Source organism: Eisenbergiella porci, assembly GCF_009696275.1.
Taxonomy (GTDB): domain Bacteria; phylum Bacillota; class Clostridia; order Lachnospirales; family Lachnospiraceae; genus Eisenbergiella; species Eisenbergiella porci.
In genome coordinates this window covers 16113-30054 of the sequence record NZ_VUMI01000009.1, presented here as the reverse complement: position 1 = coordinate 30054, position 13942 = coordinate 16113, and the positions used below count along the sequence as shown (strand labels likewise).

The 13942-nt window shown below is 42.3% G+C and carries 14 protein-coding genes; 8 read left to right on the top strand and 6 right to left on the bottom strand.

Annotation, left to right across the window (positions count from 1 at the left end; all coding sequences use genetic code 11):
- Positions 1-37 precede the first annotated feature (37 nt).
- Positions 38-172: a hypothetical protein gene (locus FYJ45_RS31390; RefSeq protein WP_268890919.1), complete on the bottom strand. Its 135-nt coding sequence runs from the start codon at positions 170-172 to the stop codon at positions 38-40.
- A 21-nt stretch (positions 173-193) separates the two neighbouring features.
- Positions 194-496, bottom strand: a complete 303-nt coding sequence (locus tag FYJ45_RS07410; protein ID WP_195841717.1) for a hypothetical protein — start codon at positions 494-496, stop codon at positions 194-196.
- Positions 497-837: 341 nt separating this feature from the next.
- Between FYJ45_RS07410 and FYJ45_RS07405 the strand changes: the two genes are divergently transcribed.
- Positions 838-1728 (top strand): AraC family transcriptional regulator, encoded by an 891-nt coding sequence (locus FYJ45_RS07405; RefSeq protein ID WP_154464088.1) that lies wholly within the window; start codon positions 838-840, stop codon positions 1726-1728.
- A gap of 125 nt (positions 1729-1853) precedes the next feature.
- Here the strand turns inward: FYJ45_RS07405 and FYJ45_RS07400 are convergent, their stop codons facing one another.
- Complete coding sequence (locus FYJ45_RS07400) at positions 1854-3968, bottom strand: glycoside hydrolase family 3 C-terminal domain-containing protein (protein WP_154464087.1); 2115 nt, start codon at positions 3966-3968, stop codon at positions 1854-1856.
- Positions 3969-4251: 283 nt separating this feature from the next.
- Here FYJ45_RS07400 and FYJ45_RS07395 point away from each other — a divergent pair, with 283 nt between their 5' ends.
- Positions 4252-5133, top strand: a complete 882-nt coding sequence (locus FYJ45_RS07395; protein ID WP_195841716.1) for a hypothetical protein — start codon at positions 4252-4254, stop codon at positions 5131-5133.
- Between the two features lie 34 nt (positions 5134-5167).
- Here FYJ45_RS07395 and FYJ45_RS07390 read toward each other — a convergent pair whose 3' ends face one another.
- The 3 genes from FYJ45_RS07390 to FYJ45_RS30475 form a co-directional block, all read right to left on the bottom strand.
- The gene (locus FYJ45_RS07390; RefSeq protein WP_154464086.1) at positions 5168-5791 is read right to left on the bottom strand and encodes a DedA family protein; all 624 of its coding nucleotides are present in this window, start codon (positions 5789-5791) and stop codon (positions 5168-5170) included.
- Positions 5792-6008: 217 nt separating this feature from the next.
- Positions 6009-6392, bottom strand: a complete 384-nt coding sequence (locus FYJ45_RS30480; protein ID WP_276891262.1) for a reverse transcriptase domain-containing protein — start codon at positions 6390-6392, stop codon at positions 6009-6011.
- Between the two features lie 212 nt (positions 6393-6604).
- The gene (locus tag FYJ45_RS30475) at positions 6605-6796 is read right to left on the bottom strand and encodes a hypothetical protein (RefSeq protein WP_235930691.1); all 192 of its coding nucleotides are present in this window, start codon (positions 6794-6796) and stop codon (positions 6605-6607) included.
- Positions 6797-7551: 755 nt separating this feature from the next.
- Between FYJ45_RS30475 and FYJ45_RS07380 the strand changes: the two genes are divergently transcribed.
- The 6 genes from FYJ45_RS07380 (at position 7552) to FYJ45_RS07355 (ending at position 13935) form a co-directional block, all read left to right on the top strand.
- Positions 7552-7860 carry a TM2 domain-containing protein gene (locus tag FYJ45_RS07380; RefSeq protein WP_154464085.1) on the top strand — a complete coding sequence of 103 codons (309 nt, stop codon included), beginning with the start codon at positions 7552-7554 and terminating at the stop codon, positions 7858-7860.
- 144 nt (positions 7861-8004) lie between these two features.
- Entirely contained in the window at positions 8005-11109 is a 3105-nt protein-coding gene (locus FYJ45_RS07375; RefSeq protein WP_154464084.1) for an ATP-binding protein, read from the top strand.
- A gap of 16 nt (positions 11110-11125) precedes the next feature.
- A complete protein-coding gene (locus FYJ45_RS07370; protein WP_154464083.1) occupies positions 11126-12772 on the top strand; it encodes an Ig-like domain-containing protein in 1647 nt (548 codons plus the stop codon).
- Positions 12773-12793: 21 nt separating this feature from the next.
- Entirely contained in the window at positions 12794-13081 is a 288-nt protein-coding gene (locus FYJ45_RS07365) for a hypothetical protein (protein WP_154464082.1), read from the top strand.
- A complete protein-coding gene (locus tag FYJ45_RS07360; protein WP_154464081.1) occupies positions 13056-13292 on the top strand; it encodes a hypothetical protein in 237 nt (78 codons plus the stop codon). The genes FYJ45_RS07365 and FYJ45_RS07360 overlap by 26 nt, the downstream gene beginning before the upstream one ends.
- A 37-nt stretch (positions 13293-13329) precedes the next feature.
- Complete coding sequence (locus FYJ45_RS07355) at positions 13330-13935, top strand: hypothetical protein (protein WP_154464080.1); 606 nt, start codon at positions 13330-13332, stop codon at positions 13933-13935.
- Positions 13936-13942: the final 7 nt, after the last annotated feature.

The window sequence follows — 13942 nt, the reverse complement described above, 5'->3', positions numbered from 1 at the left end:
TATCTTATGCAAGCCGCATCTTACATGGGGCCGCATCTTAATTCCTTCCTGCAACCTCTTCCATGATTTCTTCCTGGAGGTAAGCATCCATCATTTTCATATCATCTGCAAAAACCTCCGGATAGGTACGCCCTTTCAGGCCGCAGTCTGCCTTTCTGTTACACGCCGTCACAGACCACACGGCTCCTTCTCTTTACAGGCTTCCTGCGCTAATCTCCTCTTTCTTAACATAGCCCTTTTCCGCCCGTTCCACCTTCTCCGTAATAAACGCCTGCATTTTCTCCTGCTGCACTCCCAGGCTCGCAGACAGCTCCGCATACAGATAATCTTCCGCCAGCTTAAAATACTTTTTGTCCATGGCCGTGGTCTTTTTTCCCTGTGACAAACGCTCCTGGTTCCGCATCCACAGGGTCTTGATAATCTTAATCCACTCCCTGCAGTCACAGCTGCTTAACGCCTGCCTGTAATTTTGCTCACGCTGCCGTTCATCCGCCACCCACAAATGCCCGATGTCCGGAATCCCTTCGATTAACGCAAGCGCCTCCTTCCGCCTTCAAAAACAAAAAACCATGCTGCCTTCTCCCGGCAGAACGGTTTCCCCAGTTTTCCTATTCCTATTTTATCAGATTCGGACGCGTCGGCGCAAGCTTTTTTCGCCATACCACATACATTTTTGTTTATTTTTACGCATATATTCTCCAGTATTTTTATGCACTTTTCTTACACAAAATTCCACCGCGCCATCTTTTCTCACACTTTACGGTTATCATTTCAGATGCTATACTAATAGCAAAAATACGGCCCCATTTACTGCCGCAGGGCGAGGTGATATACATAATGATAGAAATACTGAACGGAACGCATGAAACCGTAGCCTACCGGGAAATGAAAGGGATCAAGGTTTTTCTCAACACAGATCCCGAAGACTTCCCTCTCCACTGGCACACGGCGCTTGAGCTTATCATGCCTGTCCGAAATGACTATACGGTCCGGACCAACGGAGAAACCATCCATGTTGTGCCGGGTGACATACTATTGATTCCCCCGGGAGAGCTGCACTCGCTTTTCGCCCCGCCCGAAGGGGAACGGCTGTTTATGCAGTTTGATTACTCCCTGCTTTGCAGCCTGATGGGCATGGATTCCCTTCTGCACACGCTCCGCCCTTACCGCCTTATCCGGGCCGGTGAACAGGGCGGGCTTGCCGAAACGCTCCGTGAATATCTGGAAGAAATCAAAAAAGAATACACCAGTGAGGATCCCTATCGGGAGCCCAGTGTCTATTCCCTGTTTCTCCGCTTTTTTGTGGCCCTCGGACGCAGTGATATGGCCGAAGGGAATAAGTTCCCTGATATTTCCCCCAGCAAACAGCAGGAATATATAGAAAAATTCATGGCCATCTGTACCTATATCAATGACCACTGCACGGAAGATCTGAGCATTGAAAAGCTGGCTGCCAGGGCGGGCTTCAGCAAGTATCATTTTTCCCGGCTTTTCAAGCAGTTTACCGGCGTATCCTGCTATGAATACCTCATCGGCAGAAGAATCGCCTATGCAGAACGGCTGCTGCTTACGCCCAATCTTTCCATCACCGAGGTGGCCATGCAGTCCGGCTTCAACAGCCTTTCCACCTTTAACCGGATCTTTAAGACTGCCAAAAACTGCACGCCGTCCTCCTACAAATCGCTGAACAGGGGAACACGGCTTGACACTGCCGGTTCCCCTGACTAAAATCTTTATTTTACTTGATTAAGAGCTTTTGTTGCGGCTTTTTACCAGCCGGCGCTTTGCGCTGGCCCCAAAAAATGATTTCATTGGCAACAGCCCGAACCTCTCCGGGCTGTTACCTTATTTTTTTACAGATTAATATCCACCTTTACAGGCTCCTGGCCTGTCAGGCTGATGCTTCTTGCATCGGGCTGGCTGATTCCCACATATAATGCAAAATGCTTGCTGTCCACGTACTTCTTTCCTTCTTCATCCACAACCATGAGAGCCTCATAAGGAACCTGCATTGTTACCTGTACGGTTTCTCCCTTTTTCAGGGTGACTCTCTTAAATGCGCAAAGACTGTGATTGGGCACCGCATATTTGGATTCCAGATCCTTGATATATGCCTGAAGCACCTCATCGGTGTCGTAAGCCCCAGTATTTTCCAATACAGCGCTTACCTCAAAGGCTTCGCCTTCTTTGATTTCTCCCACGACTGCCGCCTCTTTTACCGAAACCCTGCCATAGGTCAGGCCATATCCGAAGGGATAAAGCGGCTCTCTTTCCAGATAACGGTAGGTTCTTCCTTTCATGGAATAATCCTCAAACGCCGGGAAGCCTTCCAGATCCTTGTAGAAGGTTACGGGGAGCTTGCCTGAAGGAGAGCAGGAGCCAAACAGGATATCTGCCGCGGCCTTACCTCCTCTGGCGCCCGGATACCATACCTGAAGGATAGCGTTCACATGCTCTGCCGCAAACTGCATGTCAATGGAGCTTCCTGAGAGCATGCATAATACCACAGGCTTACTGCAGCCGGCCACAGCCTCCAGAAGCTCTCTCTGGGATTCCGGCAGCTCCAGATCCTTTTTATCACCGGAAGCGTAGCTGTTTCCGGTATCGCCTTCCTCGCCTTCCAGATTCTCGTCCAATCCCAGGCACAGGACAACAACATCGCTGTGCTCCGCAACGGTAAGGGCTTCTGAAATCCTGTCCTGCTTACAGCCGAGATTTTCCACTCTGTCCTTATAAATATGGCAGCCTTCGGAATAGAATACCCTCACGTCATCGCCAACCGCGTCCTGAATTCCTTCCAGCATGGTGATATAACGGGAAGATGTGCCATGATAGTTTCCAACCAGCGGCGTACGGCTGTCCGCGTTAGGTCCGATAACACCGATTGTGTTCAGCTTTTCCTTACAAAGAGGCAGCGTTCCGTCATTTTTCAGCAGAACCATGCTCTCTCTTGCCATTTTCTGCGCCAGTTCCAGATGTTCCTTACATTCCACTGTTTCATAAGGAATCTTATCGTATTCAGTTTCATCAAAGCAGCCCAGTAAAAATCTGGTGGTAAAAAGCCTTTCTGCCGCCTGGGTAATTTCTTCCTCAGTCACGATTCCCTGCTGATAAGCCTTCAGCAGATGCAGATAGGTCACTCCGCAGTTCACATCGCAGCCTGATTTCAGCGCCAGCGCAGCAGATTCCTCGGGTGTTTTTGTTACCATGTGATGCATATGGAAATCTGCAATTGCCCAGCAGTCGGATACGTAATGTCCCTGGAAATCCCACTCTCCACGAAGGATGTCACGGATCAGCGTCGGGCTTCCGCAGCAGGGCTCGCCGTTTGTCCTGTTATAGGCGCCCATAACGGCTTCCACGCCGGCTTCCTTCACACAGGCTTCGAAAGCGGGCAGATACGTCTCATACATATCCTTTTTGCTTGCTTTGGCATCAAATTCATGACGCACGCCCTCCGGCCCGGAATGTACTGCAAAATGCTTTGCGCAGGCCGCTGTTTTCATATATTCGTCATCCTGGCTGCCCTGCAGTCCTTCCACATAAGCAACGCCAAGACGTGAGGTCAGGTACGGATCCTCCCCATAGGTTTCATGACCTCTACCCCATCTGGGATCACGGAAAATATTCACATTGGGTGACCAGAAGGTCAGTCCCTTATAGATATCCCTGTCGTCATGCTTGGAATATTCGTTATATTTTGCCCTTCCCTCCGTTGCCACCGCATCTCCCACAGTCTTCAGCAGCTCATCGTCAAAGGCGGCCGCCATCGCTATGGCCTGCGGGAAGCTGGTCGCCACACCTGCCCTGGCTACACCGTGAAGCGCTTCATTCCACCAGTTATAGGTGGGAACGCCAAGTCTGGGAATGGCGGGAGCATCATAACGCAGCTGGGACGCGCGCTCCTCCAGTGTCATCTGGGCTACCAGTTCTTTTGCCTTCTGTCTGGCCTTTTCTCTGTTTCTCATTCATTTCCTCCTTATTTTGCGGCATAAAATATGGCTTCTAAGCGGGAAGAGGCTTTTCCTCCCGGCCCTATTTTTGACTCCGCTGTTCACACTTTTCAGATTTCAAATGCGCCTTTTCCCGCCGCCGATTCCGCATGTATCATCCATGCTTCCGTCTGTTTTGGTACCATTCCCCTGCAGGAAAAAGGAGACACTTTACTGTTGATTTGATTATACCAGCTTCCTTCCCGAAGGGGCTTGCGAAATATAGCTTGCTGATGACTAAATATTGCGGTCCTTTTATATGGGTATATGGATTACGGAACGGAGGCTGTGTGAAGGACGCAGGAAAAAAGCAGAAGCAAACGCTGCCGTATGGAAGGCTTCAAATGAGAGGCTTCCATACCCAAAGGTTGCAAAAGAACGCGGTCCGCAGCAAAATAAGGAACAGGGCACGAGGGAAAAGCCAGTCTGGCATTCCGAGGATCTGGCCCTGAAAACAGCTGCCCAATACTTTGGTGCAGAGCTGATGCCGCTGCTGGGAATTGAAGGGACAGCGGAATATATTGCGCCGACCGAAACCGTAAAATTGGAAGCAAGGCACTTTTATCAGGATTTCAACTATGCGATGAATGAAAAAAGCTGGATACATTTCGAATTTGAAAGCGATCATATCACCGGCGAAGACCTGAAACGCTTCCGGGAATACGAGGCCGCCACCAGCCGGGCGCATAATGTGGATGTGGTTACCTATTGTATCTGCTCCGCCAATGTAAGGAATCCCCGGTATCAGTTACACACCGGCATTAACGTGTACCGAATCAGGATAATACGGGGCAGAATAAAAATCAAAGAGCGGATTATCCGAAGCCTGAAAATCCTGTATACGGAAAGGGACTGTATAACTCCGCTGGAAATGGAAAAAATGCAGGCGGTATTGTATACGTTTGCAGATAAGTTCCTGAACAAGGATGAATTGGATAACGTGAAAGAGGTGATTACAATGACAACACTGGGAAGAATGATATTTAATGACGGCGTTGAAAAAGGCATCCGCGCTATGGTCCTGGAAAATCTTGAGGAAGATGTCTGCGACGAGCGGATCTGTGAAAAGCTCCAGAAGCATTTCTCTCTTACCAGGGAGGAAGCGGAAGAAAAGGTACGGGTATATAAAGCGCAGGAATAACACAGCCGGAGGGGCCGCACGCCCCTCCTTTTCTTTATGCCGCACATTCCTTCTTCTTTTTTTTCTTCCATATCCGCAGCGCAAAAGTAACCGCCGCCGTCCCCATAACAATCCATACAAAAGCGGAATAGGAATCCAGATACTCGGTGATAATTCCCCAGGATTCCCCCGCCACCGCACCCAGCACAACGAGCACTGTATCCCAGATGAGGCTCCCCGCCACGGTAAAGATCGTGAATACCGCCAGGTTCATCCTTGCCATACCGGCCGGTATAGATATAAGGCTGCGGACAATCGGCACACAACGGCCGAAGAAAACCGCTTTTCTGCCCTGGCCGTCAAACCACTTCAGGGTATCGGAAATCTCTTCCTTCTTAAAGCCCAGCCTCTTGCAGATTTTACTGTCCAGCAGTCTGCCCAGACGCTGCGGACTCAGCAGGGAACCCGCTCCATAAAGTAAAAAGGCACTGGCAACGGAGGCTGCCGTGGATACAAAAATGACCCCCGTGACGGTCATCTTCGAACAGGTCGTCAGAAATCCGCCGAAGGTCAGGATAACCTCCGACGGAATGGGCGGAAAAATGGTCTCTACCACAATCAGAAGCCCAATGCCCAGATAACCGAACCGATTCATAATTTCAATCACTATTTCCTGCATATGTTGTCTCTGTCTTCCTCACTTATTATTCAGTTTATGCCCTTTTTCCTTTATTCAGCACAAAATCGTAAGGATTCAGACCAACGCCTTGTTTCGCAGAGACTTATTCCGTCACCTTAGACTTGTTACATATATCTTCGGAGCTTCCAGTGGATGTATCTTTAGTATCTCCTGATACTTTCTCCATGTCAGCCAGTAGGACTGGTCTCTGCGGCGCTTACTCTTCCACAGTTCCTGCCTTACATACACAAAATATTTTATGAGTCCTATATAGTTCCCATAGATTCCGTAGTAGCGATAGTGCCCTGTCTACATAATCAAACCTCGTATCTAAAGTATAGTGCAGGTATACATTTGCCAGCACTGGCGAAATCAGTCCGCCCTGCACTGTTCCTGATTCTGTTTCCAGCCGCTTTCCGTCTTCCATGACTCCGCCTGTCAGAAATCTTTTGATGTATCGTATAAAATTCTTATCGGCTATGTCATGCTCCAGAAATTTAATCATCCACTCATGGTCTATGTTATCAAAGAAGCCTTTAATATCAGCGTCCACAATGTAATTTACCTTGTCTGCCATGATGTGTTTATTTACTCTCTGAATTGCGTCGTGACAACCCTTATTTGGGCGGAATCCAAAAGAAAACTCCTTGAACTTTGGCTAATATATCGCCTCAAGGATTTCCTTGAAGACACCCTGAACCACTTTGTCCTCGAATGACGGGATTCCCAATCCCCGCATTATCCCGTTCCCTTTCGGGATATAGGCTCTGCGCACCGGATACGGTCTGTAGGAAAACTTCTTCATCCTTATTATCAGATTTTCGATGTTTTCTCCAATTTTACTCCGTATTCTTCTTTTGTGACTTCGTCCACTCCTACTGCTTTACCTTTCGGCTGTCTGCTGTAGGATTCTTTAAGAGTGTTCCTGTTGACATATTTCATCAACGACTGAAATCTGCCATATTTCTCTGCGGGACTGGCTATTTCTGCTTTCTCTTTTTCCATAGAATCTCTGCCTCCTGTGCTTTCTATGTTTCGATTGCAAAAGCAACTTATTGTCCATCCCTTCCCTCCAGAGTCATTACTTCCTTCACCGGTACTATGGATGAATCCGACTCCTCGACAGTCTTCGTTCGTTTTCATCATTGCATTGGCCGATACTCCCTACTGGCTCCTGTCCAGAACTGTCCAGGCCTCCCAGGTATGCCGGATATAACTATATCAGGTATGCCGTGCTCTCGGACTCCGGTGTGTTTTCATAATCTCGCTTTAACGATTATTCCTTGTTGGTGACCCGAAGAGGTAGCAGACCACCCCACACAATCGATAATTCTAACGAAGCTCAATCACTTCACGCTTTCGCATTACGGCGTTCCTGTTCCCTGTCCTACGCTTAAACATCATCGTTAGCCTTTGACGCTCCAAGGACTCGGTACTGGCGACTTGCTAGGTCTTACCAGACTGGATTCCCACCAGTTATATATTCGGCACCGAACTGGCGCACACCATCCTTTTATCATATTATATCTAATAATACATCTTGACTCGTTTTATTATTTCTGTGATTTTGGTTGAAATGATAATATTGAATGGATAAGAAGAAATAATGCGATAGAATTATGTGGATAAAAAGAAAAAGCCGGAAAACTTTTCCGACTTTTAATATTAAATATATATTTTTATTCGTAGAGTAAACTACTCTACGAAAGGCTCGAAGACGGCTATTCTCCATTATCATATAACAATGGAGGAAATTTAGTATGAGCGATGAATTTAACAACAGTGGAGTTCCTGGAGAAGTTGTGACACAGTCTACCGTTTCGGACAAAAGCAAAGTTGCGGCAGCGGTTTTGTGCTTTTTCTTAGGCCAGTTTGGAATCCACAGATTTTACCTTGGACAGGCAGGTACAGGTGCGGTTATGTTAGTACTGTCTATTATCGGCTGGGCAACTACAGCACTCATTTTTGGTTTTGTTCCCCTTGCTATTGTGTGGATTTGGGAACTGATTGATTTTATCCGTATTCTTTGCAATAGCTTAGTTGATTCTCAGGGAAGAAAGCTGAGATAATTTTGCTGGGGAACTGTAGCGAATACATTACAAATCAGCAAGTGTGTTGTTGTAAAATACGCACGGTAAAAGCTTTACTTCTCAAATGCGGAGGAAAAGCCTTTTACCGTGTTTTTTATTTAAACCTTCAGGTAGGTGATAAAAATGATTACTGATTCTCAAATGTTGTTGCAAATCGAGGCTACAAATCAATTCATTGATAAAAGCTATTTAAAATCTTTGCAGGATTATTGTGTTCAGCCATTGGATGAACGTATAAAAAAACATAATCTAACAAGATTATTTCATGTAGATAAAATTATATACGATAAAGATGAGGATATAAACGAAAAATTGGTCAGTATTTTTCATTCTGTTATGCCGTTTTGTAAAAATGTTGTTCTTATTCTTAAAGGCGGTATTGATAGAGTAGATTTATATCTGGGAATAAGAGCATCTCAAATCAGCAACGCTGCTACGGCCGGTGATGTATTTCATGATTCTTTTTTGGGGAATTTTCCGGGAAGCAGTGTCAAAAACGTTCGATCTAATGAAATTTCTTCGATTTTTTGGGAAGAAGATACAGATACTCTTATAACATCTTCATTACCAAATGTGGCTTATATAAATATTCTTCCCTCTGAACGAACTAATAAACATGGTGAATATGTTCAAGGACTGGAAAAGTTTGTTGATACAATGAGGGGAAGCGAGTATATTTGTGAGATTTTAGCTTCGCCAATTGGAGATCGTGAAATTGAAACACGTATGAATGGGTTTGAGGAACTATATTCTGCATTGTTCCCATTTTCAAAGAAAACCAGTTCGCATGGACATAATGAAGGTAATACCCTTACAGAGGGAATAACAGAAAGTATATCAAATTCAATTTCAAAAGGTCTTTCAAAAGCAACCGGAAGGTCGGATGGTCATACTCATGGAAAAAACTCGGGTTTTAATATAGGAATGCATATGCTTCTTAATTTTGGAGTCATGGGGGGAACTCAGGAAGGTTGGTCAACTGGTTCTAATGAAGTTAGTACAAACACTGATACAAAAACCAGCACAGATGTTTTTGGACGACAAAAATCTACATCTCAGACAACCGGTACGACGGATAATCTGACGGTTGAGTTTCGAGATAAAAGTATTGAAAATTTGCTTGAGAAAATAGACCGACATATCAAACGGATGAAGACGGGAAGTTCTTATGGAGTGTGGGAAGTAGCATCTTATTTCATTTCGAAGGAAAAAAAGACTGCCGCTATTGCTGCAAATACATATCGTTCTATATTGCTGGGGGAAGAAACCGGAATAGAAAAACCGAATTTTACTTTGTTCGATAGTGTGGATGAAAAAACAAAAGAGATTGAGGAAAGCTTAATTTATTGTGAACATCCAATTTTTTTAGTTCCTTCTTTTGAGATACCGTATGGAAAAAACTCTGTTCAGCAACTCTCTCCAACGAGTTATATAAATGGGAAAGAATTAGCTTTATTATTAAATCTTCCCAGAAAATCTGTTAATGGAATAATGGTTGCTGAAATGGCTGAGTTTGGAAGAAATGTACTTGCAAATAGTTCACAGAATCAGAGGACAATTCAAATCGGTAATATATTTCACATGGGTCAAAAAGAAAATGCACCAGTAATATTAAATATTGACAGTTTAACATCACATTGCTTTGTAACGGGGTCAACAGGAAGCGGCAAATCTAATACCGTATATAAACTTATTGAAGAAGTAACAAAAGTGCCGTATCAGATTCCGTTTTTAGTCATAGAACCTGCAAAAGGAGAATATCGAAACGAATTTCGCAATGTTCTAAATATAAACTTATTCAGTACGAATCCTCAGATAGATCAGATGTTAAAATTAAATCCATTTGCGTTTTGTGATGGTATCCATATATTGGAACATTTAGACCGTTTAGTGGAAATTTTTAATGGCTGTTGGGAAATGTATGCAGCCATGCCAGCTATTTTGAAAGAGGCTATTGAAGAAGCTTATATCAGCAAAGGATGGGATTTGTTGAATTCTGTATTTATTTCAGAAGGAGAACCAGTATTCCCAACATTTATAGATGTTTTACAAGAACTGCCTAAGATAATTAATAGCTCAGAATATTCTGCTGATACAAAAGGCGATTATATAGGTGCTTTGGTTACACGAGTTAATTCGATGACAAATGGTATCTACGGACAAATTTTCTGCGATGAATTCGAAGTAGATAATGAAACACTTTTTGACGAAAGTACGATTATTGATTTAAGCCGTGTAGGATCATCAGAAACAAAAGCTTTAATTATGGGGATTTTGATTCTAAAACTTACAGAACACCGAATGGTAAATGCAGACAGTGGTAATTCCGTGTTGAAGCACTTAACGGTTTTGGAAGAAGCACATAACATTTTAAAGAATTCTAAAAATACTCAAAGTACAGCAGGTAGCAATGTTGTTTCAAAATCTGTTGAAATGATTGTAAACAGTATTGCGGAAATGAGAACATATGGAGAAGGCTTTGTTATTGCAGACCAGTCTCCAACCTCTGTAGATATTGCAGCAATAAAAAATACAAATACAAAAATTATTATGCGACTGCCTGAAGAAGAAGATTGTAAGATAGCTGGTCATTCCGTATCGCTTTCAGAACAGCAGGTTGAAGAACTGGCAAAATTGGAAACAGGTGTCGCTGTTGTAATGCAGAACAATTGGTTTGAACCGGTTTTGTCTAAAATTAAGCGGGCGGCTCATCCTTTTGAAGGATATGAACAACCGATTACGTTTAAAAAACTTAAAGAATTCAGAAGTATTGTTCTTTCAGCATTGATTGAACAATTTGAGATTAGTGATGAACAAGATATAAGCAAAGTTATACGAAAGGTAGAAAATTTTGATATTCTTCCCTCAAAGAAAGAGGAGATGTTGCGAATGCTAAAGCAGTTTAATCGCATCATGGCAAAAGGATATGACAGTATTCTTTTTGGAAGAACCATGCTACGCCTAATTGGATGTAATGATGCTTTTCGACGTGCAGAGAAATGTCTGAGATATCAGGAGGATATGGACGGTAAATTGATTGATAGCTATACAGAAGAATCAATTGCTGAATGGTATGGTTATATCGAATCTGCTTTGCCACAATATATTTCTGTTGAGGATACTTATCAGGAAATCGTGAGGCAATATATATTGCATTCAAAGAAATTTGAAAATCATGCAATCAGTTATAGTATCCTATATCGACAAATATACAATGAAATAAAGTAAAACCGGGAGAATAATTATGAATCACATAAAAATAAAATATTCTTATTTCTCACAAAAAGCTGAGTTAATTATGAATGGGGAAAAAGCCAGTCCCTACAGTGAATCGGTGGCTGTATTAAATCATCCATTCTTGGAATCGGTTCCCAATATTATTCAAAGCTTAGATAATGAAGTTTTTGATGATTATGATATTGATTTATACGGAACAGAATTTCAATACGAACTTTTAACATCCGTGGCAAAAAAATCTGAATATTGTAAGGAAATTCATTTTTTCCCGATAGAATCTTTGCTTCCAAAAGTAAAACTGATGGAGAAAATTTCTGATTTGGGAGAACAGAATAAAATTGTTATTGATAAAAGGGAACCTTCTAAAGTCTATTTTTCTAATGGTAAGTGTATAAACTTGCCTGAAACAGAATTTACTTATACGGAGATACCATCGGCTGATATTGGTGTGTTTGAAGAAAATGAAATTATTCCAATGACTGTAAGAATCCCGCTTCTTCTTTCAGACTCATTCGAAATAGTTCAAAGATCTGGTCGTACTTGTTATTGCGTACCAGCTGATAAAATTGAATTATTTTGGAAATATTACACGTTGGAATTTGCAGAACGTCCAATTCTTATGGAATATTTGACTGCATTGAGATATGTCCAATTAAATAATATGCAAACGGTTGAATTTAATGCAATTAAGGACAACAGACCGGCATATTACATCAATGATATACCTTCTGTGATTGACAAAGATGAATCATTTGCTGTTGATTTTAGGAGTTTTCCGGAAAATGCATTTTCTCTAAAAATAGAAGATACCGATATTATAGAGTGTCAGGGAAATATGGGGTTATCGAAAAATCCAGGCGCTACATTGATTTGTATTTGTGATAACAAAGGAGAATGTGTTGTATCAAAATCTATCACTGTTATAGGACATCAATATATAGAAGAAATCCGACTGATACCCCGGTTTGAATATTTAAAGCGAAGTGAACGGAATTGCATTGATGTTGTGCTCACGCCTCTAAATGCTGAAGATGCAAATAAGCTTGTTTGGAAAAATTCCAATCCTAATGTTCTTCAAATTGATGAAAACGGAAATATTATTGCATTAGAAAATGGAAAAGCAACAATTACTGTATCAGGTCAAAAAGTTAATGCTTCGCTTGTAATTGAAGTAAAACCTGTCTTACAAGGTCTTCGTTTTGTACAACAATCGGTTCGTCTTAAAAATGGAGAAACTATTATTCTTGAATGTGATATAACTCCGCCGGATGCACCGACCGAAAATTTAACATGGGAATTGGACAACAAAACAATTGCGTCAATCAATCCATCCAAATATGGAAATCGATGTCAGGTTATTGCATCAACAAGTTACGAGGGAAAAGGAAATGTACGCTGTTATGATGCGGAAACGAAACTGGGAGCGCTATGTAACATTGAAGTCATTTCAAAGGTTAAACCGGGCGCCGCTGGAAAAGTTGCATTGTCATGTTGGCTTATAGGAATATTGTTTCCATTTTTGCTTCCTATATCTTCTATCGCAAGTTTCTATGGGCTTGCATGTGATCCGGAAACGGAGCATCGTACCAGATACATTGTTTGTGCCGCAGGAAGTATATTGACACTGCTCTTTTGGATAATGGGAGCTATGTGATGATGAAACGGAGAAAAAATTATGAGTTGGTTTAGAACAAAAGAAGGAAGAGAAACAGAGCAACCGGAATCAAAGCCGAAAAACGAGATTGAGAAAGCTCCGGAAAAAGTAACTCCGGAAGCTAAAAATAAGCTTGGGTTTGAAAGGTTTCAGGATAAAACTCCAGAAGAACAGACAAAGAGTCTTGAAAGCCAAAAAAAATTTGCTGATGAACGTCAAAAGCTGGAACGTCCACAGAAGCCTAATGAAGGTGATCCGTCAAAGGGACAGAGACAACTCGAACGTGGACGAGAAACGGAACGGGAATAAAAATGCAAAAGATGGAAATGCTTCGGGAAGTTCTTCTGATGCCGACCCGGCCATTGGAGCAAAAGAAAGAACTATAACAGGCGATAGAGCAAAATATAGGGAATTTTGCAAACGGATTCAATGTAATGAAAATGTAAGGGATGAGAATAAAACGAAGCTATCTCATAATTCGATATTCACAAGTAAGGATTTCGAAAATGGAGGAAGATAATATTTTATATGATGTTTAGAAGAAGGTGCTTTAAGTAATGAAACTTGGAAAACTTGATAATCTTGATAACCCGGAGAAAAAAACACATATAACAACTACCGAACCCATAGTTCCTACAGAAGTTGATAAAAGGAAGCTGGAAAATCTGTTATCTCAAAAAAGAAAACCGGAAATCAGAGGTGTTAATGAAAGTAAAAAAAACTACCAGATGGATACACCGAATACTATGTATGAAATTGGAAAACGAATGGATCCTAAAAGTCAGGAGTTTTATACAAAAGCTTTATATTCAGGAGATACTCCGAGAGCCAAATTAATTGGAAAGGGAGAAGAATTTTACAAAACAGGGAAAAAGGCTTCTGGAAATTTTCTCACCAAAGAACATCCGGGAAAAAATGCCATTGAAAGGAAGGAAAATTTACAGCTTCCTAAATCAAATAACGGTAAGAATGTCATAAAGGTAAAATCGACTAGACCCCAAGTTGTAATTGAGAGTAATATAGCAGCTCAGCCTGAATGGGCAAAGGAAAATGGATATAAAACACGTCAAGGTATAAAACAAATTTATACTCCGAACACCAATCCAGAAGGAGCAATTAGTGACAAAAGATATGAAAAAGTAAAAAACATCGGTGATTTTTAAAGTAAAG